The organism is Polymorphum gilvum SL003B-26A1, assembly GCF_000192745.1.
Taxonomy (GTDB): domain Bacteria; phylum Pseudomonadota; class Alphaproteobacteria; order Rhizobiales; family Stappiaceae; genus Polymorphum; species Polymorphum gilvum.
Genome location: NC_015259.1, coordinates 1772535 through 1797053 on the forward strand (window position 1 = coordinate 1772535; position 24519 = coordinate 1797053).

Annotated in this window: 37 protein-coding genes; all 37 read left to right on the top strand. The window is 68.5% G+C overall.

The annotated features are described in order from the left end of the window. The first annotated feature begins 52 nt into the window (after positions 1–52). The 37 genes from SL003B_RS08390 to SL003B_RS08575 all read left to right on the top strand — a co-directional run bounded on the left by SL003B_RS08390 (position 53) and on the right by SL003B_RS08575 (position 24495). The gene (locus SL003B_RS08390) at positions 53–817 is read left to right on the top strand and encodes an AAA family ATPase (RefSeq protein ID WP_013652407.1); all 765 of its coding nucleotides are present in this window, start codon (positions 53–55) and stop codon (positions 815–817) included. Further along, positions 817–1458 (top strand): hypothetical protein, encoded by a 642-nt coding sequence (locus SL003B_RS08395; protein WP_013652408.1) that lies wholly within the window; start codon positions 817–819, stop codon positions 1456–1458. The genes SL003B_RS08390 and SL003B_RS08395 overlap by 1 nt, the downstream gene beginning before the upstream one ends. Beyond that, a complete protein-coding gene (locus tag SL003B_RS08400; protein ID WP_013652409.1) occupies positions 1455–1835 on the top strand; it encodes a hypothetical protein in 381 nt (126 codons plus the stop codon). The genes SL003B_RS08395 and SL003B_RS08400 overlap by 4 nt, the downstream gene beginning before the upstream one ends. Beyond that, a complete protein-coding gene (locus SL003B_RS08405; protein ID WP_013652410.1) occupies positions 1822–2094 on the top strand; it encodes a hypothetical protein in 273 nt (90 codons plus the stop codon). The genes SL003B_RS08400 and SL003B_RS08405 overlap by 14 nt, the downstream gene beginning before the upstream one ends. Then, on the top strand, positions 2091–2483 hold the full coding sequence (locus SL003B_RS08410) for a hypothetical protein (RefSeq protein WP_013652411.1): 393 nt from the start codon (positions 2091–2093) through the stop codon (positions 2481–2483). Before SL003B_RS08405 ends, SL003B_RS08410 begins: the two co-directional genes overlap by 4 nt. Next, positions 2480–3139 (top strand): DUF3164 family protein, encoded by a 660-nt coding sequence (locus SL003B_RS08415; protein WP_013652412.1) that lies wholly within the window; start codon positions 2480–2482, stop codon positions 3137–3139. The genes SL003B_RS08410 and SL003B_RS08415 overlap by 4 nt, the downstream gene beginning before the upstream one ends. After that, on the top strand, positions 3139–3441 hold the full coding sequence (locus SL003B_RS08420) for a hypothetical protein (RefSeq protein WP_013652413.1): 303 nt from the start codon (positions 3139–3141) through the stop codon (positions 3439–3441). The genes SL003B_RS08415 and SL003B_RS08420 overlap by 1 nt, the downstream gene beginning before the upstream one ends. Beyond that, the gene (locus SL003B_RS08425; RefSeq protein WP_013652414.1) at positions 3438–3728 is read left to right on the top strand and encodes a hypothetical protein; all 291 of its coding nucleotides are present in this window, start codon (positions 3438–3440) and stop codon (positions 3726–3728) included. The genes SL003B_RS08420 and SL003B_RS08425 overlap by 4 nt, the downstream gene beginning before the upstream one ends. A gap of 556 nt (positions 3729–4284) precedes the next feature. After that, positions 4285–4917, top strand: a complete 633-nt coding sequence (locus SL003B_RS08435; RefSeq protein WP_013652416.1) for a regulatory protein GemA — start codon at positions 4285–4287, stop codon at positions 4915–4917. After that, the gene (locus SL003B_RS08440) at positions 4914–5288 is read left to right on the top strand and encodes a helix-turn-helix domain-containing protein (RefSeq protein WP_013652417.1); all 375 of its coding nucleotides are present in this window, start codon (positions 4914–4916) and stop codon (positions 5286–5288) included. The genes SL003B_RS08435 and SL003B_RS08440 overlap by 4 nt, the downstream gene beginning before the upstream one ends. Before the next feature lie 164 nt (positions 5289–5452). Further along, a complete protein-coding gene (locus tag SL003B_RS23695; protein WP_013652418.1) occupies positions 5453–6208 on the top strand; it encodes a lysozyme family protein in 756 nt (251 codons plus the stop codon). After that, positions 6205–6738, top strand: coding sequence for a hypothetical protein (locus SL003B_RS23700; protein WP_013652419.1), 534 nt, complete (start codon positions 6205–6207; stop codon positions 6736–6738). The genes SL003B_RS23695 and SL003B_RS23700 overlap by 4 nt, the downstream gene beginning before the upstream one ends. After that, entirely contained in the window at positions 6735–6953 is a 219-nt protein-coding gene (locus SL003B_RS23705) for a TraR/DksA C4-type zinc finger protein (RefSeq protein ID WP_013652420.1), read from the top strand. Before SL003B_RS23700 ends, SL003B_RS23705 begins: the two co-directional genes overlap by 4 nt. Further along, entirely contained in the window at positions 6953–7279 is a 327-nt protein-coding gene (locus SL003B_RS08460; RefSeq protein ID WP_013652421.1) for a DUF2730 family protein, read from the top strand. Before SL003B_RS23705 ends, SL003B_RS08460 begins: the two co-directional genes overlap by 1 nt. Next, entirely contained in the window at positions 7276–7581 is a 306-nt protein-coding gene (locus SL003B_RS08465; RefSeq protein ID WP_013652422.1) for a VpaChn25_0724 family phage protein, read from the top strand. The genes SL003B_RS08460 and SL003B_RS08465 overlap by 4 nt, the downstream gene beginning before the upstream one ends. 10 nt (positions 7582–7591) lie before the next feature. Continuing rightward, positions 7592–8155: a DUF3486 family protein gene (locus tag SL003B_RS08470; protein WP_013652423.1), complete on the top strand. Its 564-nt coding sequence runs from the start codon at positions 7592–7594 to the stop codon at positions 8153–8155. After that, positions 8156–9568, top strand: coding sequence for a phage terminase large subunit family protein (locus tag SL003B_RS08475; RefSeq protein ID WP_013652424.1), 1413 nt, complete (start codon positions 8156–8158; stop codon positions 9566–9568). Beyond that, positions 9561–11645, top strand: coding sequence for a phage portal protein (locus SL003B_RS08480; protein WP_148259273.1), 2085 nt, complete (start codon positions 9561–9563; stop codon positions 11643–11645). Before SL003B_RS08475 ends, SL003B_RS08480 begins: the two co-directional genes overlap by 8 nt. 1 nt (position 11646) lies before the next feature. Beyond that, positions 11647–12528 carry an HK97 family phage prohead protease gene (locus SL003B_RS08485; protein ID WP_013652426.1) on the top strand — a complete coding sequence of 294 codons (882 nt, stop codon included), beginning with the start codon at positions 11647–11649 and terminating at the stop codon, positions 12526–12528. Positions 12529–12891: 363 nt separating this feature from the next. Continuing rightward, complete coding sequence (locus tag SL003B_RS08490; protein ID WP_013652427.1) at positions 12892–14187, top strand: phage major capsid protein; 1296 nt, start codon at positions 12892–12894, stop codon at positions 14185–14187. A gap of 223 nt (positions 14188–14410) precedes the next feature. After that, complete coding sequence (locus SL003B_RS23330; protein WP_013652428.1) at positions 14411–14959, top strand: hypothetical protein; 549 nt, start codon at positions 14411–14413, stop codon at positions 14957–14959. Positions 14960–14970: 11 nt separating this feature from the next. Further along, on the top strand, positions 14971–15474 hold the full coding sequence (locus tag SL003B_RS23335; RefSeq protein WP_013652429.1) for a helix-hairpin-helix domain-containing protein: 504 nt from the start codon (positions 14971–14973) through the stop codon (positions 15472–15474). A gap of 116 nt (positions 15475–15590) precedes the next feature. Next, positions 15591–15848 carry a hypothetical protein gene (locus SL003B_RS08505; RefSeq protein ID WP_041375448.1) on the top strand — a complete coding sequence of 86 codons (258 nt, stop codon included), beginning with the start codon at positions 15591–15593 and terminating at the stop codon, positions 15846–15848. A gap of 9 nt (positions 15849–15857) precedes the next feature. Further along, positions 15858–16424 carry a hypothetical protein gene (locus tag SL003B_RS08510; protein ID WP_013652431.1) on the top strand — a complete coding sequence of 189 codons (567 nt, stop codon included), beginning with the start codon at positions 15858–15860 and terminating at the stop codon, positions 16422–16424. A gap of 126 nt (positions 16425–16550) precedes the next feature. Further along, positions 16551–16895, top strand: a complete 345-nt coding sequence (locus tag SL003B_RS08515) for a hypothetical protein (protein ID WP_013652432.1) — start codon at positions 16551–16553, stop codon at positions 16893–16895. A 30-nt stretch (positions 16896–16925) separates the two neighbouring features. Further along, positions 16926–17192: a spike base protein, RCAP_Rcc01079 family gene (locus SL003B_RS08520; RefSeq protein WP_013652433.1), complete on the top strand. Its 267-nt coding sequence runs from the start codon at positions 16926–16928 to the stop codon at positions 17190–17192. 4 nt (positions 17193–17196) lie between these two features. Further along, positions 17197–18330 (top strand): phage head spike fiber domain-containing protein, encoded by a 1134-nt coding sequence (locus SL003B_RS08525; protein ID WP_013652434.1) that lies wholly within the window; start codon positions 17197–17199, stop codon positions 18328–18330. A 50-nt stretch (positions 18331–18380) separates the two neighbouring features. After that, a complete protein-coding gene (locus SL003B_RS08530) occupies positions 18381–18767 on the top strand; it encodes a phage virion morphogenesis protein (protein WP_206771965.1) in 387 nt (128 codons plus the stop codon). Between the two features lie 90 nt (positions 18768–18857). Next, positions 18858–19166 (top strand): hypothetical protein, encoded by a 309-nt coding sequence (locus tag SL003B_RS08535; protein ID WP_013652436.1) that lies wholly within the window; start codon positions 18858–18860, stop codon positions 19164–19166. A gap of 366 nt (positions 19167–19532) precedes the next feature. Beyond that, positions 19533–19940 (top strand): hypothetical protein, encoded by a 408-nt coding sequence (locus SL003B_RS08540; protein WP_013652437.1) that lies wholly within the window; start codon positions 19533–19535, stop codon positions 19938–19940. A gap of 161 nt (positions 19941–20101) precedes the next feature. Continuing rightward, entirely contained in the window at positions 20102–20527 is a 426-nt protein-coding gene (gp17, locus tag SL003B_RS08545) for a tail completion protein gp17 (protein WP_013652438.1), read from the top strand. A 46-nt stretch (positions 20528–20573) separates the two neighbouring features. Next, complete coding sequence (locus SL003B_RS08550) at positions 20574–21179, top strand: hypothetical protein (protein ID WP_013652439.1); 606 nt, start codon at positions 20574–20576, stop codon at positions 21177–21179. Positions 21180–21188: 9 nt separating this feature from the next. Next, a complete protein-coding gene (locus SL003B_RS08555; protein WP_013652440.1) occupies positions 21189–21419 on the top strand; it encodes a hypothetical protein in 231 nt (76 codons plus the stop codon). Continuing rightward, entirely contained in the window at positions 21386–21862 is a 477-nt protein-coding gene (locus tag SL003B_RS08560; protein WP_013652441.1) for a hypothetical protein, read from the top strand. Before SL003B_RS08555 ends, SL003B_RS08560 begins: the two co-directional genes overlap by 34 nt. Next, the gene (locus SL003B_RS08565) at positions 21859–22161 is read left to right on the top strand and encodes a hypothetical protein (RefSeq protein ID WP_013652442.1); all 303 of its coding nucleotides are present in this window, start codon (positions 21859–21861) and stop codon (positions 22159–22161) included. Before SL003B_RS08560 ends, SL003B_RS08565 begins: the two co-directional genes overlap by 4 nt. Further along, positions 22154–24076, top strand: coding sequence for a phage tail tape measure protein (locus SL003B_RS08570; protein WP_013652443.1), 1923 nt, complete (start codon positions 22154–22156; stop codon positions 24074–24076). The genes SL003B_RS08565 and SL003B_RS08570 overlap by 8 nt, the downstream gene beginning before the upstream one ends. Continuing rightward, the gene (locus tag SL003B_RS08575; RefSeq protein WP_013652444.1) at positions 24073–24495 is read left to right on the top strand and encodes a hypothetical protein; all 423 of its coding nucleotides are present in this window, start codon (positions 24073–24075) and stop codon (positions 24493–24495) included. Before SL003B_RS08570 ends, SL003B_RS08575 begins: the two co-directional genes overlap by 4 nt. Positions 24496–24519 lie beyond the last annotated feature (24 nt).

Below are 24519 nucleotides of genomic sequence, written 5' to 3' on the forward strand. Positions count from 1 at the left end.
GAAGGAGGCAACCTCCGGGGCCGGCAATCGACAACTCCAAGAGGATGGAAGCATGACCAAGCTTGACACGCCTGTCAAGAACGCCGCCGGCGGACTGGCCGCCCTGAAGAACGTCGCCCGGTTCATGACGCTGGTGGAGACGCTGCGCGGCCGCAGCGCGCACCTGCCCGGCATCGGCGTCTTCAACGGCCCGTCCGGCTACGGCAAGAGCTATTCGGCGATCTACGCGCAGAACCTGACCGGGGCGCTCCGCGTCGAGGTGGGCGACAGCTGGACGCGCAAGAAGTTCCTGCAGTCGATCGTGCGGGAAGCCGGCCACGAGCCGGGGCGGGCGACCATCGCCGACCTGACGGAACAGGCGATCCTGGTGCTCGGCGACGACTGGGACCGGCCGCTGATCATCGACGAGGCCGACAAGCTCGCGGACAAGGGCATGCTGGAGCTGGTGCGCGAGATCCAGGAGCACTCCCAGGTGCCGATGCTGCTGATCGGCGAGGAGCTGCTGCCGGCCAAGCTGCAGCAGGTCGAGCGGGTGCACAACCGGGTGCTGGAGTGGGTGCCGGCCGAGCCGTGCGACATCGACGACACCCATGCGCTGGCCGATCTGTTCTGCCCGGAGCTGACCCTGTCCGACAGCCTGCTGGAACGGCTGCTGGAGCGCTCCGGCGGCCGGGCGCGGCGGATCGTGGTCAACCTCAACAAGCTCAAGGAACACGCGCGCAACCGGCAGCTTTCGAAACTGTCGGCGGAGGCCTTCGCCGACGACTGGTTCTACACCGGCGAGCCGCCGCGCCGCCTGTCGAGGAGGGTCGCCTGATGCCGATCCAGCTTGAACTGAAGGTGACCGCCGGCACGCCGGTCTATCGCGGCCACGACCATTACTGGAGCGTGATCCGGGACCTCGGCGCAGGCGGCGGCCTGTTCACCCGCGACGAGGTGTGCAAGCGCTGCAACGATCCGACCGACAGGTGCATCGACGACTTCCTCGGCCGCCTGAAGAAGGCCGGCTACCTGAAGGTGGTGCGCAGCGAGTTTGGGCCGACGGCGCGCGGCGGCAAGGCGCGCGCCGACGTCTACGAGCTGCTGAAGCGGCCGGCGCAGACCCCGATCGTCAACCGCGACGGCTCGATCGGCACGCAGGGGCTCGGCCAGGCGCAAATGTGGACGGCGATGCGGTCGTTGCCGCATTTCACCAAGCACGAGCTGGCGATCGTCGCCTCGACCGAACTGGTGCGGGTCGCGGTCGAGGCGGCCTCGCGCTACGCCCGGCTGCTGGAAAAGGCGGGCTACCTGCAGGTGGTGCGCGGCGGCAGGCCGGGCACGCCGCGCGTCTGGCGGCTGAAGCCGTCGATGAACACGGGGCCGCAAGCGCCGAAGATCCTGACCGGCAAGGTCGTGTGGGACGCCAACCGACAGCAGGTGATGGGCACCATGGACGCGGTCGAGGTGGCTGCATGATCACCATGACCGAAAAGGCCAGGGCCGCCTGGGGACCGGCGCTGCCGGACTGGGTGCGCGAGCTCGCGGAGCTGGCGACCCGCAGCGGCCTCAACGCCTGCGCCCGCCGCCTCGGCTACTCGTCGACCACGATCAGCCAGGTGATCTCGGCGAAGTATCCGGGCGATCTCGAAAGACTTGAGGAGACCGTGCGCGGCGCGCTGATGGGCAAGACCGTCGGCTGTCCGGTGCTCGGCGAGATCGGCCTGGACGCGTGCCTGGCCTGGCAGGCCAAGCCGCGCGCCGTCACCAACGCCATCCGCAGCCGCGTCTATCGCGCCTGCCGTTCCAACTGCCCGCACTCGCGCCTGAAAGGACACTCGCATGTTGAGCGATGACATCACAAATCTGTGCCGCAACCTGTTCGTCAAGTCGGCCGAGCTCGGCCGCGACGATCCGATGCACGGCTACCTGATGAAGGTGGCCGGCCGGCTGCAGGCGCTGCGCGACCAGGCGTTCGAGCTGGAGCGCGCGCGGATCGCGCCGCAGTTTCGCGGTCCCGTGCTGATCGACCTCAGCAACGACAAGGTGATCCCGCTCGCCCGCTTCAAGCGTCCCGTGAGGCCGCAGGCCGGCGACGGGGGAGGTGCGGCATGAGCGAGGCCCTGCACGATTTGGTCGACGAGATACTGGCCGCGGTCTTCGACGGCCGCGGCCCGGACACGCCCGCCTCGATCGCGGCCGCCGAGGTGGCCGCCCGGCTGCTCAGCGGCGGCACGAGCCGCGCCGACCTCGTCCAGTCCATCAGCCGACTGATCGTCGCCGTCGATCAGGAGTTGCGCCAGCGCGAGATGCTGCGTCGGGAAGCGGCCGAGCGGCGGCTCGTGCCGGCCCCGACCGGCCGGCGCTGGCGGGTCAACCCGCTGCTCGACACGATGCTCCCCGACCTGAGGCGCGACGGCCAAGCCGATCCGACCCCGACCCTCATGGGCGACCCGGCGCCGGGCCGCTCCGCCCTCGACCAACGCAATGGAGGTATTCAGTGACCGACATCCCCGCAACCGACCCCGCAACCGACGACGGCGTCATCGACATCGCCGGCAAACCCTACATGGCCGACGCGAAAGGCTCCCTCGTGCCGCTCGAAATGGTCAAGCCGATGGACAAGCTGCAGGACGAGCTGGTCCGCAAGGTGTTGGGCTTTGCCCGCGACCTGAGCGCCCAGATCGGCCGGTTTCGCGGGCACACATTCGAGGACATCGGATCTCTCGAAGCGCTGCTCGCCCAGGAGTACGACGCCACGATCGGCGGGCGGAAAGGCAACAAGACGCTGCTCAGCTTCGACAGCCGGATGAAAATCGAGGTGAAGGTCTCGGATTTCATCGACTTCGGCCCGGAGCTCCAGATCGCCAAGACGCTCATTGACGAGTGCCTCAACGAGTGGTCGGCCGAAAGCCGGCCGGAGATCCGCGCCATCGTGACCCGCGCCTTCAACACGGACAAGGCCGGCTGCATCAACAAATCGGAAATCTTCATGCTGCTCCGGCTCGATATCGAGGACGAGCGGTGGCGTCGCGCCATGGACGCGATCCGCGAGGCGATGCGCGTCGTCGGGTCCAAGACCTACCTGCGCTTCTACGAGCGCGCCTCGGCCGACGCGGCCTGGGAACCCGTCACCATCGATCTGGCGAGGGCGTCGTGATGGCGAACGAGAAGTCCGCCGACGAACGCAAGCTGCGCCGGCTGACCGATTTGCTCGATCGCGCGCTTTTCGAGCTGCGCGGCGAGCTCGTGTCGATGGTCGAAACCGCGTGCGAGCTCGCCTGGGACGGCATGGATCATGTCCCGGTGCCTGGCACGGCCTGCCCGGTATCGGTGCCCGGCATCGCCGCGCGCGCGCTGCTCATCATCGAGATCGAGGCGGAGATCGGCAGGCCGGCCGAGCATCCGGAGCCGCAGTGGCTGGACGATCTGCTCGATGGCAAGTGGGGGCTGATAACATGATCTACGCCGTAGGACACCGTGACACCTATGAGACGGCGCTTGACCGGTCCCAGGTGATGAAGATGGGCAAGCGCGAGGTCTTTAAAGGTGTGCCCTACGCCGGCTGCGCCGTCTGGAGGACCGCGGCAGAGGCGCGTGAGTATCTGCTTCGGACCGGGTACGACACCTATGAGGTCTACGGCGTCGTTGCATCGTGGGAGCTCCACACCGAGCAGATTGATGGCGAGCCATTCCGCCGACTGCTCCATGACTGCCTCCTCCTGCGGATCGGGAGCGAGCGGTCATGAAACCCGCCGCTGTCCTGCGAGTTTCCTTTGAAGATTGCGGCCAGGATTTCCTGTGGTGGGAGATCGACACCGCGACCGGCCGCATCGTCGGGTGCAGTCCCCTTCAAGGTGGTCTGTGGGCGAGCGGCGACTATCGTGTCGATCTTGACACGATCTCGGTCGCGCGGCGCCCGCGCGTTTATCACCGACATCGGGCTAGGTCCCGCACATTAAATCATTTGATCGTCGCCATCGGCCCGGCGCCTCAGGGGGGGGGTATTCGATGCCTTTGATCCACGAGTTGATCCGCGAGGCGCCCTGTAAGGAGGGAGGACTTTGACATGTCCATCCGCGGCCACGATCCCGGCCACGATCCCGGTGCCCGCCGCCAGGAGCTGCTCGGCGAAGCCCGGCGCCACCGCTACAGGCTGCACCGATTGCCAGGGCTGACCGCCGAGCTCCGGGCGGTCACCAACGAGCTCTTGCGACAGGAGCTCTCGACGGCCGCTCGCGCGGCCACGGCGTCAACCGAGGGTCCGGACGAGGAGCGTCCGGACCGATTGAGATGGTGGGACAGATGACAGCACACGCACTCATCCACGTGGGGCTCAAGCAGCTCGGCATCGCCGGCGACGACGCCCGCGACCTCTACGAGCGGGTGACAGGCGCGCGCAGCCTGCGCGCCATGACGCCGCCGCAGCACCAGGCGGTGGTGGACGAGCTGCATCGCCTCGGCTTCAAACGGTCTTCGAGGTCCGGGTCGGCCAAGCGCGCCACCGGACCCTACGCCGGCAAGCTGCAGGCTCTGTGGATCGCGGGCTACAATCTGGGCGTCGTGCGGGACAAGACCGACGCGGCGATGATCGCCTTCTTGAAGCGCCAGACCGACCTCGACCATCACCGCTTCCTGCGCGAGGCTGCCGACGCCAACAGGGCGATCGACGCGCTCAAGCTCTGGATCCGGCGCGCCACGGGCAACGACGGACTGTTCCGCAAGGATCGCAGTCTGCCGGATCTCTACAACGACTTCCGCTTTCAGATCGTGCTGCACATCTGGTCGGAGCTGATCAAGAGAAACGCCGCGCCGGCCGGCACGCTGACTGCCTGGCTGATCCAGACCATCGGCAACATGCCAACGGAGCTGACGGCCAAACAATGGATCGCCGCGCAGAACCGGCTCGGCAAGCTGCTGCGGGAGGTGAAAAAGTGACGGCCAAGCTGCCCGAACCGCCCGCCAACGTCGCGCCCTTCGTCGAGGCGCTCGGGGTCGACGACGCGGTCGCGCTGTTCCTGAACCTGGGCGGGACCGAGGTCTACCTGCCGGCCCAGTCGTCCAGGCGGTCCATGGCCGCGCGCACCATCGGCGCCGACAAGGTCGACGCCCTTGCGCGCGTGCTCGGTCACGGCTATTACAGGGTGCCGGTGGCGAACACCTGGATCGCCCAGGTGATGCGCGCCCGTGGCGCGACCAACGCGGAAATCGCCCGCACGCTGCGGGTGGACGTTTCGACCGTGCGCAAGTGGCTGCCCGCCCAGGACGGCCCGTCGCGGCAACTGGATTTCTTCTCCAGGACCGGCTGACGGCCGGTCCTGTGGCCCTCAGGCACACTCCCGGATTTAGACCCGCATGAGCGCCACCCGCGCCGCCGCGCGGGTGATAGTCCTTTCCCGATCATGACAGATTGACCGTGAAGCGTTCTTGAGGCGCGCCATCACGGTGCGCCTTGCGCGATGCGAGGCCCGTCATGACCGACCCCTTCTACATTTACCGCCCCCTGCTCGACCTGATCGGCCGGTCCGAGGGCACCGACCGTGGGCGCGGCTACAACGAGACGCTCGGCTACGGCGCCTTCAGCGGCGGCGACCACGACCTGGTCGCCATGACGCTCGACCAGATCGACGAGCTGCAGACGGCGATGCTGGCCCATCCGAAAAACTCCCTCAATTCCTCCGCGCTCGGCCGCTACCAGATCGTGCGCACCACGCTGCGCAAGATCCGCAAGCAGCTGAAGCTGTCCGGCCTGGAGCTCTATTCGGCGGAGATGCAGGACCGGCTGGGCTGCTACCTGCTCGGCGTGCGCGGGATCGACCGCTGGCTTGGCGGCGTGATCAGCCGCGACGCGCTGATGGACGCGCTCGCCAAGGAGTGGGCCTCGCTGCCCACCTCCAAGGGGGTCGGCCATTACTCGGGCCAGCGCGCCAGCGTCAGCACGGCGGCGGTTTTCCTGGCGCTGGAAGAGGTGCAGCGGCGGCGCGGCCTGCATACCGGCGCGCCCGTGACGGCAAAGCCGCCTCAATCCGCCTCCGGCAAGGATGCGGCGGCGGCGGGAGCGGCCGCAGCGGCGGGCACCTGCGCGGCCGCCGTCACCGAGACCGACAACACCCTGGTGCTGCTGCTCGCCGGAACGCTCGCCATGGCCGGCGTGCTTGCCGTCTATCTGGCCTGGCGCCATCGCACCGTCATCCGCGCCTTCCTCAAATCCATGGGAGACAAGCTATGAGCCCGCTTCTGGCCATCGCGCTCGACATCGGCGCGAACGTGCTCGCCAAGGTCCTGCGCCAGCACGGCGGCGCGCCCGGCGGGATCGCCGCCGACGTCGCCGAGACGGCGGTGCGCTCGATCGCCAATCAGCTGGGCGTCGAGCCGAGCGAGCAGGCGATCGCGGAGCGCTACGCGCAAGACCCGCAAGCGGTCCGCCAGGCGGTGACGGCGGTGGACGCGGACCTGGGCGCGGTGGCTCAGGCGGCCAGCGAGGCGGTGCGCTCCTATCACGGTGTGCTGCTCGCGGACGCCAAATCCGACAGGCTGCTGAACCGGATCTGGCGGCCGCTGAACGGCATCCTGTTCGCGCTGGCGTGTTTCGCCCTGGTCGGCTCGTTCTGCCGGCTGATGTACATCGGCGACACGGCGACCATCGCCAATGCCTCGGTCGCCTACGGCTTCCTGGGCACGGTGCTGGGCACCTGGGCGGGCGTCGTCGGGGTCTATGTCTGGCGGCGCTCGGACGAAAAGTGCCGGGGCCACGCGTGAGCCAGGCGAGCAACTTCGACGTCGAGCTGGCCGAGGCGCGGGTCGAGAGGGAGCGGGAGGCCGGGGTCAACGCGGTGCGCGCCCGGCTTCAGGGGGCGGGCGCGGCCGACTGCGTCGATTGCGGCGAGGAGATCCCGCCGGCGCGCCGCCGGGCGATGCCCTCGGCGCGGCGCTGCGCGGGGTGCCAGACCAGGATCGAGGGGAGGCACCGGTGATGCAGGAGATCAAGGAGTGGCTGGGCGCGGTGGCGACGGCGTTGTCGATCGGAGCGATCGTCTACACCTGGCTGACGGCGCGCTCGCGCGCCAACAGCGACACGATCAACAGCCACGAGCGCAAGCTGCGCGAACACGACCGGCGGCTCCAGAAGGTGGAGAACGAGGTGGACCACCTGCCGACCAAGGACGACTTCAACGAGTTGTCCCTGAAGCTTGAGCGCTCCAACGGGCTGCTGGGCAAGATCGAGGCCGAATACAAGGGCCTGCACGAGGCGGTGAGAAGGATCGAAAAGTATCTGCTAAGCGGGAAGGGACAGACATGACCGGCGGCAAATACGACGATTACCTGGAACAGCGGGGCCGGCTGATCATCCTCCAGCAGCTGGCCTGCGAGTTCAACGGACACATGCACGAGGAGCGGATCCAGGGGATCCTGGATCGCTACCTGATCTCGCGCTCGATCGAGTGGGTGCGCACCCAGCTGCGCAAGCTGTCCGAGCTCGGCGCGGTCAAGCTGCAGCAGGACGGCGGCAAGCTGATCGCCGGCCTGACCCGCGTCGGGCGCGACCACATCGAGCGCCGCTCGCCGCTCGACGGCGTCGCCTGGCCGGACGACGAGGCGTGAGGGGGCGGCGATGAACACCGAGGGCCGGGGCCGGCTGTCGAGCCTGGAGATGCTTCCCGAGGAAGCGGACGCGGATCTGCTGTGGCTCAACGACGAACTGCGCGCCGCCAAGCGGCCGCAGACGGCGATCCTCGCCGACTTCAACGCGCGGCTCGCCGATCGCGGCATCGCGCCGATCTCCAAGGGCGCGTTTTCGCGCTATTCGGTGAAGAAGGCCCGCCAGTGGCGCGACTACGACGAGCGGCTGCGCCTGTCGCGGGATCTTGTTGAAAGCATGGGCGCGGACGGCGCCGACAAGATGACGGTGGCCGTGGCCGAGCGGCTCAAGATGGCGGTGGACGGACTGCTGGCCGAGGGCAACCTGTCGCCAAAGGAGGTCGCCCAGCTCGCCAACGCCAACCGGGCGGCGGTGACGGCGCAGCGCCACGCCATGGAGATCCGCCGCTCTCTGGAGGAGGAACAGCGCCAGAAGCTCGCCGAGGTCGCCCGCGAGGTCGCCGAGGTCGGCAGGCAGGCCGGGATCTCGGCCGAGACCATGGCGGAGATCAACCGCCGGATCACCGGAGGGGTGTGAATGGGCCGCGCGCTTGTCATCCCGACGAACCAGGAGGCGATCTTCCTTCCCTACCAGGCGCGCTGGGTCTACGACATGTCGCGGCTGAAGCTGATGGAAAAGGGCCGGCAGATCGGCCTGTCCTGGTCGACCGCCTATGCCTGCGTGTCGCGGACCGCGCTCGCCGGCGCGCGCCATGACCAGTGGGTGTCGTCGCGCGACGACATCCAGGCGCGGCTGTTCCTGGAGGACTGCAAGCTGTGGGCGTCCGGCATCGATCTCGCCGCGCGCGACCTCGGCGAACAGGCGATCGACGAGGACGGCAAGCACAGCGCCTATGTGCTGCGGTTTTCCAACGGCCGCCGCATCCATTCGATGAGCTCCAACCCGGACGCCCAGGCGGGCAAGCGCGGCGGGCGCGTGCTCGACGAGTTCGCGCTGCATCCCGATCCGCGCAAGCTCTGGTCGATCGCCTATCCCGGCATCACCTGGGGCGGCAACATGGAGGTGATCTCCACCCACCGCGGCTCGGGGAACTTCTTCAACCAGCTGGTGCGCGAGGCGCGCGAGAGCGGCAATCCGAAGAAGATCAGCCTGCACCGGGTGACGCTGCAGGACGCGCTCGACGACGGCTTCCTGTGGAAGCTGCAGCAGTCGCTGCCCGAGGACGACGAGCGGCAGGAGATGACGGAGGCCGATTACTATGACTGGGTCAAGGCCGGCTGCGCCGACGAGGAAAGCTTCCTGCAGGAGTACATGTGCCAGCCGGCCGACGACGACGCGGCGTTCCTGGAATACGACCTGATCGCGGCGTGTGAGTATCCCGGCGACAGTCCCTGGCGCACCATGGAGGGCGGCCGGCTGTTCGCCGGCATCGATATCGGCCGCAAGAGGGACCTGACCGTCCTTTGGGTGGTCGAGCAGCTCGGCGACGTGTTCTACACGCGCCACATCGAGGCGCTGCAGGCCATGACCAAGTCGGAGCAGGAAAAGATCCTGTGGCCCTGGCTGGCGCGCTGCGAGCGGGTGGCGATCGACAGCACCGGCCTCGGCATCGGCTGGGCGGACGACGCCCAGGACAAGTTCGGCAAGTACCGGGTCGAGGCGGTCAATTTTTCAGGAGCCATCAAGGAGGCGCTCGCCTATCCGGTGCGCGGCCGCATGGAGGACCGGCGGCTACGCATCCCCTACGACCCGACGATCCGGGCGGACCTGCGCTCGGTGACCAAGCAGGTAACGGCGGCGGGCAACATCCGCTTCACCGCCGAGCGCACGCCCGACGGCCACGCCGACCGCTTCTGGGCGCTGGCGCTGGCGCTGCACGCCGCCGACGGCCAGCCGGCCGGAAGCTGGCGGCCGATGTCGGCCGCGCCGACCCACGGCGCGCACCAGGCACAGACCCCGGACGAGAACTGGATCCCAGCCGATGCTTAAAACCGTTTCAAAGGCCGTTTCAAAGGCCCTTACGGCCATGCGCCACGGCACCGGCCTGCCGTTCTGGGCCGGCCTGCTGAAGCGCACCAGCTACAACTACGCCCGGGAGGTCGGCGACGGGCTGGACAGCTCTGTGGTGACCGCGCCAATCCAGTGGATCCAGCGCGCCATGCCGGAGGCCACCTTGACGGTGCGCCGGCGCAAGGCGGACGGCAGCCACGAGGAACTGCCGGGGCACAAGATGCTGGAGCTGATCGACCGGCCCAATGCCTACTATGGCGACCTGACGCTGTGGGCCGGCACGCTGCTTTCCTATCTTTTCGACGGCAACGGCTACTGGGTGAAGGTGCGCAACGGCGTCGGCCGGCCGGTCGAGCTGTGGTACGTGCCGCACTGGACAATGGAGCCCAAGCCGTCGCGCGACGGCTCGGTGTTCCTGTCGCACTACACCTATTCGCCCGGCGGCGGCGTGCCGCCGATCGACCTGTCGCCCGACGACGTGGTGCACTTCCGCCACGGGATCGACCCGCGCAACCCGCGCAAGGGCCTCAGCCCGCTCGCCGGCACGCTGCGCGAGATCTTCATGGACCTGGAGAGCTCGAATTTCGTGGCGTCGCTGTTGCGCAACATGGGCGTGCCGGGCGTGGTGATCAGCCCCAAGGCGGGCGGCACGGTGGCGCCGGAGGACGTGGCGGCCACCAAGGCGTGGTTCAACCAGGCGTTCACCGGCGACCGGCGCGGCGGCGCCCTGGTGATGGGCGCGCCGACCGACGTGTCGCCCTACGGCTTCAACCCGCAACAGATGAACATGTCGGAAAGCCGGGACGTCGCCGAGGAACGGATCTGCGCGTGTCTCGGCATTCCGGCCGCCGTGGTCGGCTTCGGCGCCGGCCTGCAGACCTCCAAGGTCGGGGCGACCATGGGCGAGCTGGTCAAGCTCGCCTGGCGCAACGGCATGCTGCCGGTGCTGCGCGTGCTCGCCGACGAGCTCGACCGCTCGCTGCTGCCCGACTTCGGCGAAGCCACCGGGCTGAAGTGCCACTTCGACACGTCGGAGGTGCTGGCGCTGCAGGACGAACTGGACAAGGCGGCGACCCGCTGGAACACGATGGTGCAGGGCGGCTGGGTCGAGATCGCGGAGGCGCGCGAGGCCATGGGGCTCGACGTCGACGACAGCCACCGGATCTACCTGCGGCCGGCGATGGCGCTGGAGACGCCGGCGGGCGGCGCGCCGCAGCCGCAGCCGGCACCGAAGGAGCCGGAGCCGAAGGAACAGAAGGCCCGGGCGAGCAGGAGCGCGATCAGAACCGGTGCCGCCTACCTGGACACGCTGCGCCGCCAGGAAGGGCCGCTGCAAAAGACACTCGAACGCCGCCTGAAGGGGTTCTTCGGCGATCTTGGCAAGGCCGCGAAGGACGCGGCCTTGCCGCTACTGGAAATACAGGATCTCTCGCCGAAATCAGGCAAGGAAGAAGAACAGAAATCCGACGACCTTCTGGTCGCGCAGATCCTGGATCAGCTCGGCATCGAGGCGCACCGCACCACCTTCGCCAAGATCTACGAGGCGCAGTACCTGGAGACGGCCAGGAAGGTCAGCGAGGCCGCCGAGCTGGCCGGGATCTCCGGCAGCCTGCCCGATCCGGTGGCGCGCGCCGTCGCCGGCGCCGGCGGCCGCCGCTCGGGCCTGGTCGACCTATCCGCGCAGACGCGCAAGGCGCTGTTCGACGCGATCGCCGAAGGCCGCGCAGAGGGTGAGGGCGCGCCGCAGCTTGCCGCCCGGATCGCGGATTACGTGGAGGGTGGCCCCTACAAGGAAGTGTCGACGCGGGCGCGCATCATCGCGCGCACCGAGACCAAGTACGCGCAAAACATCTCGACGATCGAGCGGGCCCGCGCCGCCAATGTGGAACAGTTCATCGTGTTCGACGGACGGCTCGGGCCGGACCGGTCCGACCCCGACCACATCGCGCGCAACGGCTCGATCGTCTCGGCCGCCGAGGCGAGCCAGATGGCGGCGGACGAACATCCCAACGGGACGCTGTCCTTCGCGCCCTATTTCGCAGACGAGGAGGACTGACATGAGCTGTCCGCATTGCAACGACACCGGATCCGTCGAGGCCAACGGCCAGAAGCGGCCCTGCGCGGCCTGCCGGCCGGTTGAGACCGACGCCACGCCACCCACCGGAAAGGGACGGACGATGAAGAACGAGACCAAGGCCATCACGGTCGAAAAGATGGACGGCGCGGGCAAGGGCCTGGCGCGCATCGCCACCCTGTCGGCGATCGACAGCGACGGCGACACCTATGTCCCGGGCGCCTTTTCGTGGAAGGAGGGCGGCGAGCAGTGGGTGCCGATCCTGCCGGCGCACCAGCGCACCGCCATGCCGCTCGGCAAGGCCCGCATCTACGAGGACGGCGACGCGGCCCTGGCCGAGCTGCACCTGAACCTCGACACGCAGGTGGGCCGCGACTGGCACAAGACGCTGAAGTTCGACCTGGAGCACGGCGCGAGCGTCCAGGAGTACTCCTACGGCTTCGGCACGCTCGACCATGTGATCGAGAACCGCGACGGCGAGCGGGTGCGCGTCCTGAAGCGGCTCGACGTGCACGAGATCTCGCCGGTGGTGCGCGGCGCGGGCGTCGGCACGGGGACGCTGGCGCTGAAGTCGCACGGCAGTTTCGCCGACCAGATCGAGGCGGTGATCCTGGAGATCGGCGACATCGTGGCGCGCGCCGGATCGGTCAAGGCGCTGCGCGAGGCGCAGGGCCGGGAGATGAGCGCAGAGCGGATGGAGCAGCTCGACCGGCTGAAGCAGCGCCTGGACGCGCTGCTCAAGGGCGCACCGGACCCGGACGCTGAAGCGGCCCCGGCCGGCGACGAGGCCAAGGCGCGCGCGGAGGCCGAGCGGCTGGCGGCCGACTGGCTCACCCGCGACGCCCGCCGGCGCACCGGCCGGTAGACGACCGGATCCAAATAAACGGCCGCTGAGCGCGTTCGTCCCCTCGGCGGTCCCTCGGGTCGTTTTCGACCCGCGCCCTGTTTAAATTCCGGTTTAATCGGGGTTGCAGGCGATCTTCAGCCGCCTCGGGGCGATTTGACAGGTCATGACCGGTGCCGTCTTGCCAAAAGGCGGGGCGGCACATTAAAAGAGCCTGTCTCCCCATTCCCGTCTTCCCGCCGCCACCCGCGCCGCCGCGCGGGTGTTTTCGTTCGCGCCCGCTTTTTAGTTTCGATCCATGCCGGCGCCGGACGCCGGCCGAACCCTTGAGGTCAGCGCGCGGACGTGAGGACCGGTTGAAAATTCAGATCATGGAGATGTGGGATGACCACCGCAAAGCAGGTCCGCGAGAAGCTCGCGGCAAGGCAGGATGAGCTCGGCAAGGTGTTCGCCGAGGCCAAGACCGACGACGGGTCTTACGACTTCAACCGGGTGAAGTGCCTGGGCGAGGACGTCAAGGGCTCGATCGCGGTCGCCGAGAAGGTCAAGGCGATGAACGCCGAGCTCGACGAGCTGGCGCAGCAGGCCGAGGCGCTGGAAGCGGCCGAGAAGGCCGCCGACGATCACGCCCGGCGCGAGAAGGCCGTGGGCTTCCGGCCGGGGTTCCCAGAGGGCGGCAGCGCCCGGGCGCAAGCGGCCATGAAATCGCTGGGCGAGCTGCTCGCCGAGGCAAAGACCTACAACGCCTGGATCGAGCGCGGCTGTCCGGCCGGGATCGACCTCACGTTCGACATCCTGCCGACCGACATGCTGGCCATGGGCATGAAGGCCATGACCCTGCAGGAAAAGGCGCTGATGGCGACCACGGCCGGCTACGCGCCGGAAAGCGTGCGGATGCCCGGCTTCGTCGAGGCGGTCACCCGGCCGCTGCAGCTGATCGACATCATTCCGTTTTCGCCGACCGGCCAGGCCTCCATCAAGTACATGGAGGAAACCACGCGCACCCACGCGGCGGCGGAAACGGCCGAAGGCGGCAGCTACGCCGAAAGCACCTTCGTCTTCACCGAAAAGAGCTCGGACGTGCGCAAGATCACCGACAGCCTGCCGGTGACCGACGAGCAGCTCGACGACGTGCCGATGATGCAGGGCTACGTGAACGGCCGGCTCGCCTTCGGCATCCGCCAGCGCCTGGACACTCAGGTCTATGTCGGCAACGGCACCGCGCCGAACCTGCGCGGCATCGTCAACGTCTCGGGCATCCAGACCCAGGCACGCGGCACGGACCCGGTGCCGGACGTCTTCTTCAAGGCGATGACCAAGGTGCGCACGGTCGGCCGGGCAATCCCGACGCATCACGTGATGCACCCGACCGACTGGCAGTCGATCCGCCTGCTGCGCACCGCCGACGGCGTCTACATCTGGGGCAGCCCGTCGGAGGCCGGTCCGGAGCGCCTGTGGGGCCTGCCCGTCGTCCAGAACGAGGCACGCGCCTCGGGCAGCGGCCTGACGGGCTCGTTCCAGCCGGCGTGGATCTCCGGCTTCGAACGCCGGGGCGTCGACATCCAGATCGGTTACGTCGGCACTCAGTTCACCGAGGGCAAGCGCACGGTGCGCGGCGACATGCGCGCCGGCCTGGTGGTGTTCCGTCCGGCCGCCTTCTGCGACGTGACGGGGTTGTAAGAATATCCCGCCCGGCAATGCCGGGCGGGCTCTTCTAACTATCCTTGCGCTACCGGGCTTTGCCCTACTTGAGCGCGGATACTTGCGCTACCGGAAGTTTTTAAGTGCGCTACCGGCCTTCGGCCTGCTTGAGCGGGTTTGGCCTACTTGTGCGGGTTGGAGGCTTGCGGCCAGCGCTCAAGTAGGCCGAAGGCCGGTAGCGCCAACATGAAAGGAAAATCTCATGTCAAAGATTGCGGGAAGCGAGGTGCGGGTGCGGTCGTGTGCGCTTGGCGCGCCGGCGCTCGGCGCCGACAACGACGTGCTGGCGGACACCGCGCTGGACGCCAGCGAGACCACCGTCGTCACGGCCTTCGACGGCCAGCCGGACGTGGCGCGCAACGTCACCGTCAAGGGCAACGACGCCAATGTCAGCGGCGACGTGGTGGTCGCCGGCACCAATATCGAGGGCCAGGCGATCAGCGAGACGATCGCGCTGAACGGCTCGACGCTGGTCGCCGGCACCAAGGCGTTTCTCACGGTGACCCAGGTCACCCTGCCGCCCTACGACACGGCCGACACCGAGCGGGTGCGCGTCGGTCTCGGCGCCAAGCTCGGCCTGCCGCTGGCTCTGTCGCGCAACACGGTGCTGGCCGCCTACCTGGACGGGGTGCGCGAGGGCACCGCCCCGACGGTCGCCGTCAGCGCCAGCGCGCTGGAGGCCAACACCGCCACGCTCAATTCGGCGCTCGACGGATCGGCGGTGATCATCGACCTCTACGAAACGCTGTGAAGGGAAAAGCCATGATCGCGAGACAGAGATTGTACCTGACGGCCGACAAGGCGGCCGTGGTCGCCGCCGGCGACAAGCGCGCCGCCTTTCTCTACTGCGTGCCGGGCGACGAGATCCCGGCGAGTGCCGCGCAAATCTTCGGCCTGGTCGACGGCGCCTTGCCGGTGAAGGGCAAGGGAACGCCGCCGGGCGGGAACAAGGAGAAGAAGGGCGGCGAGGACAAGGAAAAGAAGAGCGACGACGACAAAGGGGGCGAGGAAAAGCGCGGCGAGGAAAAGGGCGGCAAGGACAAGGGCGGCGAGGAAAAGGCCCCCGGCGACGACCTGACCCGGATCAAGGGCATCGGCAATGCGACCGCCAAGGCGCTGGCCGATGCCGGGATCGCGAGCCTCGCGGCGCTGGCCGCGCTCGACCCGCAGCAGCCGCCGCTGATGATCCCCGGCAAGGGCGAGGCCGACTGGCTCAAGTGGGTCGCCGCCGCCAGGGAGCTGGCGCCGGCCGACGCCGGGGCCTGAGCGATTACCCAGGGGCGGTCTGGCGCGGCTCGCGAGGCCCCCAGCACCTTTGAGGGACGGCACGACCGTAGGGGCACAGCCCGCCGCCCGCCACATTTGAACAGGAACACAGGCCGATGTTTAAGACGTTAAAAGTCATGGCCCGCGACGTAATCGGTGATCCGTCCGACTGGATCCTGATTGGTGGGCTTATCGGTATGTACTTCGCATTGATGGTCTTTTTGGCAGCCTTGATCGAGGCAGTTGCCTACGTAACCGGTCTCGACCGGGACGTCGTTATGGCGATCGCCTTCTGGCTGCCCGTGATTACCACAGGCACTCTCTTGATCGCCATTTGGATCAGGAGTGCCAAAAAAAGAGCGCTGACCTCCTAGGAGCAGACCATGGCTCTGATCGACCGGGTGAAGGAAAGGACGGGGACGGACCTGTCCGACGACGAACTGACCACGATGATCGGCGCGATCACGGCGGAGCTGGACGCGCGCCTCGGGCCGGTCGGAGAGATCACCGTGGAGCTCGGCGAGCCGGGCGAGCCCGACGCGGCCTGGCAGCGCACCCTGCGCCTGGCGCGGCCGCTGGACACGGGCCAGGCGGTGACGGTCGTCGAGCGCGACCCGGGCGACACGGGCACGGCGGTGACGCTGAGCGCGGACGATTACCGGGTGCTGCACGGCGGGCGCACCTTGCAGCGGCTGTCCAACGGCAGCCATCCGCGCGCCACCTGGGCGCCGCTGGTGACGATCACCTACACGCCGGCCGGCAACGCCGGCGCGGTCGCGGCGCGCGAGGAGGCGACGATCAAGCTGATGGCGCTGGATCTCAGCTATCGCGGCGGCCTGAAGTCGGAGCGCGCCGGAGACTACCAGTTCACGCTGGGCGGCGACCCGGCGGCCGAGCGCGAGGCGATCATCGCCGCGCTGGCGGTGCGCCACGGCATGGTGATGGCCTGAGGAGGCGGCAATGGCACGGGACGGCGGGAATGGCGACGAGACGGGCTTCGTGATCGAGCTGGGGCCGGCGTGCGGGCCGATGTACCTGACGGCGTGGCTGCTGCGACGGGTGCGGAGGCGAGTCAGATGATCTCCGGCCGTCTGACGATGCGCGCGGCGGTGGAGCGCAACCAGGCGAGCGGCACGGATGCCTGGGGCAATCCGGTCGCGCCCGACTTCCAGGCGATCGGCACGCTCAACTGCTTCGTCTGGTCGACCAGCTCGCGCGAGATCACGGACGGCGAGAAGACGGCGATGATCGAGGACATCCGGGCGCTGTTTCCGCTGGGCGCCGACATCGCCGAGGACGACGAGATCGCGGCGGTGACCGACCGGCGGGGGACGGTGATCGTTCCGGGCCGGCTCAAGGTGGAGGGGCCGGTGCAGCACAAGCACAGCCACCTGGAGGCGGCGCTGAAGAGGATCGGGTGATTGCCCGGGTAACAAAGGAAGGAGACCATCATGGCCGCAGATCCCTATGCCACCGTTGCCGGCGGGCCCGACAGCTTCGGCCGCAAGGCGCGGATCGTGACGCCGGCGGCGAGCGACATCGACCCGATCCCGAAGGCCGTGGTGCTGTGCGGGCCGGGCGACATCACCGTGGTGCCGGCCGACAACGCCGACGGCGACACGGTGGCATTCACCGACGTGGGCGCCGGCTTCGTGCCGCCGTTCCGGGTGCGGCGGGTGACGGCGGCGACCGCCGTGGTCGCCACGATCGAGGACTAGGCCCGTGCCGCTGACGCTGAGGGGGATCCAGGGGCGCGGGCTGACGCTCGGGCGCGACCTGGACGCCAATCCGCTGGATCGCCTGCTGGCCCTGCCGCAGCTGGCGGCGGCCGGCCCCGCCTATGTGATCGACTTCAACCGGGCGCTGGCGCTTGAGACGAGAGTGCCTTTGGCCGGCGTCGGCGCGGCAACGGCGGGCGAGCTGGCGCAGCTGCGGGCCGTTGCGATGACGGCGGCGCTCGCCAATCATTCAGGCCCGGCCAAGCTGCTGCTCGGCCGCGACGGCAACTTTGCCGCCACGGTCACCGACGAGGCGCCGATCGACTGGAGCAACGGCAAGCGGCAGCTGCTGCTTGAGGAGGCGCGGACAAATCAGGTCACCTCGTCCACGAGTACGACGTCAGGCGCGTGGAGCGGCTCTGGCCTTGTATCGATCGGTCAGTCACGGGAGCGCGGAGGGCTCCTGCTGCAGGCGTTTGCCACCACAGGGGTGCAATTTCCGAGCATCAACACCCTCGCAAGCGTGGCGATGGCAAACGGAGAAAGGGTGGCCGTATCGCAGTACGTCATGGCGGGTACCGCCGGCAATTGCCGGGTGCATTGCAACACGCCGTCCGGAAACATCTTTGTACTGTTCCAAATCTCTGGCGGCGTCGTCTCCCTTGGCTCGCCCGGCAATAACACCGGGGGCGCCTGGGCGCACGGCAGCAATGGCGTGGTCGACCTCGGCGGCGGGCTCTATCGCCTGTGGATGGTGATCCGTAACAACTCGGGCTCGGCCGCTGTGATTACTGTCCGACCGCATGCGGGCATCGGAGACTTTATTGCCCACGATCTGGCCATCTGGCTCGGCGGGGTGCAGGCGGAGATCGTCGCGGGTGATGACGTGCCTCCGTCGAGCTTGATCGTGACGACAGGCGCGGCGGCGACGCGACCGGCGGACAGCTGCCAGCTCTCCAACCTGCTGCAGGCCGTCCGGGCAGCCGGGCACACGGTGTTTGCCTGGCGCCACGGCAGCACGCCAGTCACTTTGTCGTCGGACACGCTGGACAACGGCTACTGGTACGACGGGCTTGCCGCATTCCACTCTTCGGTCGACACGAGTGCGATCGAGGCCCTGACCTGGGACGAGCTGTGAGCGGCAAGACCAAATCTCTCAAATGGTTTGGCAAGGCGGTGAAGGAGGACATGCGGACCGCACAGGTGGACGGCGTCAACCGCACCATGGCGGCCTGCGTCGCCCACGCCAAGGCGAACCACGACTGGCAGAACCGGACGGCGACCCTGGAGGGCTCGATCGACATCGCCGACTATGCCGCGCCCGTCAGCGACGGGGTCAAGGGCACCTGGGGCTCGCGCGACGTGGTCTACGCGCTGATCCACGAGACCGGCGGGGTGATCCGGGCGAAGAAGGCAAAGGCGCTGACCGTGCCGATGCCCGACGGCACGCTGCGCCTGGTCAAGTCGGTGACGATCCCGGCCCGGCCGTATCTCAGGCCGGCGGCCGACATCGAATACCCCAAGCTCGCCGGCCGGATCCGAAAGGCCTACGGAAGGCGGAAGAAAAAGATGTGAGGGGTGGTTGACTTGTGCGGAAAAGGCGCACATATTGAGGACGTCAACACGCGACGGGACGGCCCGACGCGAGAGGTAAGGAGACCTGAGATGTTCTACGCAGCTATCGCCCACCAGAACGGCACCGTCGATTTTTTCGAAGCCGAGGACATGCGTGAATTGGCACGCAAGTTCGCTCAGAACGATGGCGGCAACCACCATGTTTTCGAGACCGGCATCGAAGTGATTTCAGTTTACAGCGGCAAGGCACACATCACTTCCGCAGACGGTGACCGCTTTTGGCTCCAGGTCATGAGCGACGTGATGGCTGGTCGCGACAATGACGAGTGGTTCTTAGGAGAAGACAAGGCCCAAGTGCTTTCCGAAGCCAATGAGTGGTTGAACCCCGAAGATGCCTAAAAACGATTCACTTACACCGCAAAAGGGCGAGCCGTGGGACGACCTGTATGCCAGCAAACTAGGCATTCGCCTAACAACAAATGCGCTGGGTTGGGCACTCCTACGACCCGCCCCAGGAGCTAAACTGCTCAAGGAAGGCCGAGACAAAATCCGCAAAAGCGCACACGTCGAAGCTGTTCTGTCTAAGTGGGAATCCGAAGGTTGCCCGCCCGTTGAGCTGTACAAGTACTCCAACTGGGGCGCCTTCTTGTCCTCTACGGACAAAGCCGGAATGTCACTAGATGAGCACACCCGGCTCGTAGATCTGGTTGCCGCGAAGCTCAGGCGGCGCGGCGCGACTGTTACGATCAAGGTAATCGACTTCCTATGACCCCCTTCACCCTTCTTCTGCAACTGTCCGGCCTCTCTCAACGGGAGGCCGCCGACTTTCTCGGCGCGTCGCCTTCCTCCGTCGACAAGTGGGCGCGCGGGGCACGGACGGCGCCGGATGGCGTGCTTGACGAGTTGCGCGACCTGATCGACCGGCAGGTTGAGGCGGCCGGTCAAGCCCTCGACCTGATCGAGGAAAAAAAGATGGATCGCGTGGAGATCGGATTTCCGGCCGGCGACGACGAGGCGCGAGCCCTCGGATGGCCCTGCGTCGGGGCCTGGAAAGGCATGGCGGCGCGTGTGGTCGCGGAGAGCGGCCTGCCGACCGATCTCGTGCCGCGCGGCTCGACCGTCGCGACGGCGGCTGCTGCCCGCCAGTTTGAAGGCCGTTTAAAGCACCCTTGACAAGCCTTCTGCGGCCCCGGATGCTGGCCGCGCAGTCCTGTCCGATCCGTCCCTTGCCCCGCACCCGCGCCGCCGCGCGGGTGTTTCCGTTTCGGGGTCGCGACTAGCCTTTGCTCGATGGCCCCGGCATCCCGCCGGGGCGTGTTCGATGTGAGGCGGCGGTGGCGGACGCGGATCTGATCGGGGCGCTGGTGGCGGCACTGAAGGCGGACGGCGACATTGCCGCGCTGGCCGGCACGCGCGTCTTCGGCGGCGAGCTGCCGGCGGACGAAACCGCCTTCATGCCGCGCGCAGCCATCGTGCTCGCCCTGTCGGGCGGGCCGTCGCTCGCCGCCGGCAGTTACCTCCCTCACGACACCCAGCGCGTCGACGCGCTGTCCTTCGCAGCCACGCCGCGGGCGGCGAACGCGCTGGCACAGGCCTGCCGGCGCGTGCTTGCCGGGCTGCGCCGCCAGGTGGTGGCCGGCTGCCTGATCCACTGGGCCGAGCCCGCCGGCGGCCTGTCGGCGCGCCGCGACAGCGACACCCGCTGGCCCGTCGCCTTCCAGTCCTTCCAGGTCTTCCACGCGCTGGAGGCGGTCGAATGACCGGCCGTGCCCCAGTCCGCCGCGCTTTTTAAAGAGGAGCTATGAGATGCCCGAACCGTTCGAAATCATCGCGGCCCCGTTCACGGCCTGGTACGCGCCGCTCGGCGAGGACTTCCCCGAGATCAACGCCGCGGTCGCCGGCAACTGGGTGAAGATCGGCGCCAACGGCGACGAGAGCATGAACGAGGACGGGGTGACCATCCAGCACTCCCAGGAGGTCAACAAGATCCGCCCGCTCGGCTCGACCGTGCCGATCAAGGCCTTCCGCACCGCGGAGGACCTTTTGATCTCCTTCACCCTTTGGGACGTCACCGAGGAAGCCTACCGGCTGGCGGTCAACAGCAACGCGGTGACCACGGTCGCCGCCGGCAGCGGCACGCCGGGCAAGAAGACGCTGCAGTTCTACCAGGGCGAACAGGTGGCCACCATGGCGCTGCTGCTGCGCGCCGAGGTGTCGCCCTACGGTGACGGCATGAACATGCAGTACGAGGTGCCCTATTGCTTCATGTCCGGCAACCCGGAACCGGTGTTCGCCAAGGGCGAGCCGGCGGGGCTGGCCTTCGAGTTCACCGCGCTGCGCGATCCGGACGCCGGCAGCAAGGCGGCCAGCTTCGGCCGCCTGGTCACCCAGCACCAGCTGCCGCTGGCCTGAGGCGCGGCGATGGCGCGCAGCGCAACCGCCGAGACCAAGGCGCGGGCGAACGAGCTGGACGCGGCCGCGCGCCACCACAAGCGCGAGGAGCGCCGCCACCGGCAGGCGGCGCGCGATGCCCGGCAAAAGCTGGCCGCGCTCGCCGCCGACTGCGCCCGGCTCGGCATTTCCCTGACAGTTCACCCCGGCGAAGAAGGAGAGACTTCATGGCCACCCCGATCCTCGACCTCGAAACGCTGATCACCCGGCCGGTGATCCGCATCGACGGCCGGACCTTCGAGCTCCTTTCGGCCGACGAGCTGTCGATCCTGGACAGCGCCTGGTTCACGGCCAGGGGCCGGGAGATCGAGCAGCTTGCGGGCAGCGACGACCAGGAGGGCGCGGAAGCACTGGTCGGCGAGGTCGCCAGGCGCTGCCTGGTCGACGTGCCCGACGATGTGTTCGCCCGGCTGTCCGGCTCGCAGAAGATGGCGATCGCCGAGGTTTTTACGCGGCTCCTGCTGCGGCGCAAGATGCGCGTGGCGGGAGCGATCGCGACGGCAATGCTGGCAAGCGGCGAGACCGGCAAGGAGACGGCGAAACCGGAACCGAAACGGACTGGGGCGACGTCCTCCCGCGCCTCCAGCGGTACTACGGCGGAGACCCGGACTGGTGGCTCCGCAAGGCGCCGGCGGTCCTCGTGAGGGCCTATGTCACCATGCTGCCGCGCCTGCAGGCCGAGGAAGCGCTGAGCGCGCTGAGCGTCGGATCGCTGTCGTCGAGCTTCGCCAGCGCCAAGGACGTGAGCGCGGCCGTGCGGCGGCTGCAGGCGGTGGCGGGCGGCGGGCGCAAGCCGCGCCGCAAGGCAACGCCGCAGATGCTGGCGGCGATGGGCATCGCAACGGTGAGCGTGCCGGCGGAGCCGGACGCGAAGGAAGCTAACACGGTGAGCGTGCCGGCCGGACCGGCCGCACCCGCGAGCGGAGAGGCCGGCAATGGCTGAACGGCTCGGCGAGGCGCTGCTCGACCTGGACACGCGCGACACCAGGTTCAACGCCGGGATCGACCGGGCGGAGAAGAAGGCGCGCGGCCTCGGGATCCAGTTCGACCTGACGGCGGCCAAGGCCGCCAAGATGGGCCGCAACCTGGCGCTGGCCGCGGCGGCCGGGACGGCGGCGCTCGGCGTGCTGGTCAAGAAGCAGATCGACCACGCCGACGCCATGAGCAAGGCGGCGGCAAGCGCGGGGGTGACGACGGAAAGCCTGTCGCGGCTGGCCTGGGCGGGCGACCTGTCGGACGTCGCGCTGGAGGAATTGACGTCGAGCATCTTCCGCCTGTCCAACGCGATGGCGCAGGCGGCGAGCGGCAAGGACAAGGACCTGGCGGCGATCTTCACCGGCCTCGGCGTGGCGCTGACCGACGCGCAAGGCCGGCTGCGGGCGGCCGACGCGGTGATGATGGACCTGGCCGACGTGTTCGCGGCGCTGGAAAACGGCGCCGACAAGACCGCGCTGGCGGTCAAGATCTTCGGCCGCTCGGGCGCGCAGCTGATCCCGCTGCTGAACAACGGCCGCAAGGGCCTCGCCGACATGGGCGCTGAGGCCGACCGGCTGGGGCTGACCATCTCGACCAAGCTCGGCCAGGACGCGGAGCTGTTCAACGACACGCTGACGCGGATCCAGGCGATGATGCGCGGGATCGTGATCCAGATCGCCGGCGACATGCTGCCCGTGCTGCAGAGCTTCGCCGACAAGCTGGCCGACCCGGCCTTCCGCGAGGAGGCGCGCGCGATGGCCCAGGACGTCGCCGGCGCCTTCGGCACGATCGCCGACGCGATCCGCACCGTGGTCGACCTGATCGACCAGGTGGGCGCCGGCTGGTCGAAGCTCAAGGGCTGGGTGGACTGGGCCAACACCCACGACATGTTCGGCAACAAGATCGCGCCCGCCTTCAAGGGACCGCTGGACCTCGACCCCGGCAAGGGCGATCGAGGCGCGCTGCCGGCCAACCCGATGGCCGGCCGGTTCGCCGACACGTTCGGCGCGGCCGGGATCAACGCCGGGCGCGAGCCGCGGCCGACCGCGCCGGCCGCTGTTCCTCCTTCAATCACCAGGCTGCTCGGTGGGGCCGGCGGGGGCGCCGCGGCCGGCGAGCTGGAGAGGCAAAGGCAGGCGGTCACCGACCTGATCGCCGCGCTTGAGGACGAGCTCGACGTGTTGCGCGAGACCGATCCGGTGCAGCGCGAGATGATCCGCCTGCGCGGCGCGCTGGCGGCGGCGACGCCGGAACAGACCGACCAGGTGCGCGCGCTGGTGGAGGCGACCATGAGCGAGCGCGAGCAGCTCTACGCCCTGCAGGACGCCTTCCAGGCATTCGGCGACATGGCGGTCGACGCCTTCGACCGGCTGCTCGACGGCAGCGAGGATCTCGACGACGTGCTCGGCGACCTGGCGAAGTCGCTGAGGCGCATGGTGCTGCAGGCGGCGCTGCTCGGACAGGGGCCGCTCGGCAACATGTTCGGGGCAGGTGCCAAGGACGGCGGCATCGGCGGGATCCTTGGATCAGTGTTCAGTTCCGTCTTCGCTGGCTTCCGGGCCAAGGGCGGACTTATCCCGAACGGCACCTTCGGCATCGTCGGCGAGAAGGGCCCCGAGCCGGTGATCGGCACCTCGCGGGGCGCGATGGTGCTGCCCAACTCGGCGCTGAAGGCGATGGACGCGCGCGCCGGCGGCGGCAGCTTCAACTTCTCGCAGACGATCACGCCGCCGGACGGCTTCGAGGCGCGCACCCGCGAGAGCGACGCGCCCGGCGGCAAGCGCCAGGAGGTGTGGTTCGAGGAGGCGGTCGGCAGCGCGATCAGCCGCCGGGGCAGCGCCCAGTCGGCGGTGCGCAACGTGGGGAGGCTGACGAAACGATGACACTGCCCGTTTGGCCATCCGATCTGCCGGACCCGATCGGCGAGGGTTTCAAGCTGGTGCGCGGCGAGAGCCGGCGCCGCTCCCAGGGCGACCAGGGACCGCCGCGCATGCGGCGCGGGATCTCGAAGGCCGTCGACCAGGTGCAGCTGACGCTGGTGGTCGACCACAACGAGCGGGCCCGCTTCGAGCGCTTCTACGTCGAGGAGACGGCCGAGGGCGCGCTGCCGTTCCTGATGCCGGACTGGTCGCGCAATGGCGACTATCTGACGACGGCGGACGGCACCTTCCTCACCGACGCTTCAGGCAATCGCTTGACGATCGCCGCGACGTGGGCGTGCCTTTTCGGGGATCAGCTGCCGAGCTACGCCGCGATCGGCGCGCACTGGCAGCTCGGCTTCATCGTCACGGTCCTGCCATGAGGGGGCTGCCATGAGGGGGCTGAA

Excerpts from the sequence above, each read along its gene's own strand:
- SL003B_RS08390 (WP_013652407.1), top strand. The coding sequence starts at position 53 with ATGACCAAGCTTGACACGCCTGTCAAGAACGCCGCCGGCGGACTGGCC.
- SL003B_RS08395 (WP_013652408.1), top strand. The coding sequence starts at position 817 with ATGCCGATCCAGCTTGAACTGAAGGTGACCGCCGGCACGCCGGTCTAT.
- SL003B_RS08400 (WP_013652409.1), top strand. The coding sequence starts at position 1,455 with ATGATCACCATGACCGAAAAGGCCAGGGCCGCCTGGGGACCGGCGCTG.
- SL003B_RS08405 (WP_013652410.1), top strand. The coding sequence starts at position 1,822 with ATGTTGAGCGATGACATCACAAATCTGTGCCGCAACCTGTTCGTCAAG.
- SL003B_RS08410 (WP_013652411.1), top strand. The coding sequence starts at position 2,091 with ATGAGCGAGGCCCTGCACGATTTGGTCGACGAGATACTGGCCGCGGTC.
- SL003B_RS08420 (WP_013652413.1), top strand. The coding sequence starts at position 3,139 with ATGGCGAACGAGAAGTCCGCCGACGAACGCAAGCTGCGCCGGCTGACC.
- SL003B_RS08425 (WP_013652414.1), top strand. The coding sequence starts at position 3,438 with ATGATCTACGCCGTAGGACACCGTGACACCTATGAGACGGCGCTTGAC.
- SL003B_RS08435 (WP_013652416.1), top strand. The coding sequence starts at position 4,285 with ATGACAGCACACGCACTCATCCACGTGGGGCTCAAGCAGCTCGGCATC.
- SL003B_RS23695 (WP_013652418.1), top strand. The coding sequence starts at position 5,453 with ATGACCGACCCCTTCTACATTTACCGCCCCCTGCTCGACCTGATCGGC.
- SL003B_RS23700 (WP_013652419.1), top strand. The coding sequence starts at position 6,205 with ATGAGCCCGCTTCTGGCCATCGCGCTCGACATCGGCGCGAACGTGCTC.
- SL003B_RS08460 (WP_013652421.1), top strand. The coding sequence starts at position 6,953 with ATGCAGGAGATCAAGGAGTGGCTGGGCGCGGTGGCGACGGCGTTGTCG.
- SL003B_RS08465 (WP_013652422.1), top strand. The coding sequence starts at position 7,276 with ATGACCGGCGGCAAATACGACGATTACCTGGAACAGCGGGGCCGGCTG.
- SL003B_RS08470 (WP_013652423.1), top strand. The coding sequence starts at position 7,592 with ATGAACACCGAGGGCCGGGGCCGGCTGTCGAGCCTGGAGATGCTTCCC.
- SL003B_RS08475 (WP_013652424.1), top strand. The coding sequence starts at position 8,156 with ATGGGCCGCGCGCTTGTCATCCCGACGAACCAGGAGGCGATCTTCCTT.
- SL003B_RS08480 (WP_148259273.1), top strand. The coding sequence starts at position 9,561 with ATGCTTAAAACCGTTTCAAAGGCCGTTTCAAAGGCCCTTACGGCCATG.
- SL003B_RS08485 (WP_013652426.1), top strand. The coding sequence starts at position 11,647 with ATGAGCTGTCCGCATTGCAACGACACCGGATCCGTCGAGGCCAACGGC.
- SL003B_RS08490 (WP_013652427.1), top strand. The coding sequence starts at position 12,892 with ATGACCACCGCAAAGCAGGTCCGCGAGAAGCTCGCGGCAAGGCAGGAT.
- SL003B_RS23330 (WP_013652428.1), top strand. The coding sequence starts at position 14,411 with ATGTCAAAGATTGCGGGAAGCGAGGTGCGGGTGCGGTCGTGTGCGCTT.
- SL003B_RS23335 (WP_013652429.1), top strand. The coding sequence starts at position 14,971 with ATGATCGCGAGACAGAGATTGTACCTGACGGCCGACAAGGCGGCCGTG.
- SL003B_RS08505 (WP_041375448.1), top strand. The coding sequence starts at position 15,591 with ATGTTTAAGACGTTAAAAGTCATGGCCCGCGACGTAATCGGTGATCCG.
- SL003B_RS08510 (WP_013652431.1), top strand. The coding sequence starts at position 15,858 with ATGGCTCTGATCGACCGGGTGAAGGAAAGGACGGGGACGGACCTGTCC.
- SL003B_RS08515 (WP_013652432.1), top strand. The coding sequence starts at position 16,551 with ATGATCTCCGGCCGTCTGACGATGCGCGCGGCGGTGGAGCGCAACCAG.
- SL003B_RS08520 (WP_013652433.1), top strand. The coding sequence starts at position 16,926 with ATGGCCGCAGATCCCTATGCCACCGTTGCCGGCGGGCCCGACAGCTTC.
- SL003B_RS08530 (WP_206771965.1), top strand. The coding sequence starts at position 18,381 with ATGCGGACCGCACAGGTGGACGGCGTCAACCGCACCATGGCGGCCTGC.
- SL003B_RS08535 (WP_013652436.1), top strand. The coding sequence starts at position 18,858 with ATGTTCTACGCAGCTATCGCCCACCAGAACGGCACCGTCGATTTTTTC.
- SL003B_RS08540 (WP_013652437.1), top strand. The coding sequence starts at position 19,533 with ATGACCCCCTTCACCCTTCTTCTGCAACTGTCCGGCCTCTCTCAACGG.
- SL003B_RS08550 (WP_013652439.1), top strand. The coding sequence starts at position 20,574 with ATGCCCGAACCGTTCGAAATCATCGCGGCCCCGTTCACGGCCTGGTAC.
- SL003B_RS08555 (WP_013652440.1), top strand. The coding sequence starts at position 21,189 with ATGGCGCGCAGCGCAACCGCCGAGACCAAGGCGCGGGCGAACGAGCTG.
- SL003B_RS08560 (WP_013652441.1), top strand. The coding sequence starts at position 21,386 with ATGGCCACCCCGATCCTCGACCTCGAAACGCTGATCACCCGGCCGGTG.
- SL003B_RS08570 (WP_013652443.1), top strand. The coding sequence starts at position 22,154 with ATGGCTGAACGGCTCGGCGAGGCGCTGCTCGACCTGGACACGCGCGAC.
- SL003B_RS08575 (WP_013652444.1), top strand. The coding sequence starts at position 24,073 with ATGACACTGCCCGTTTGGCCATCCGATCTGCCGGACCCGATCGGCGAG.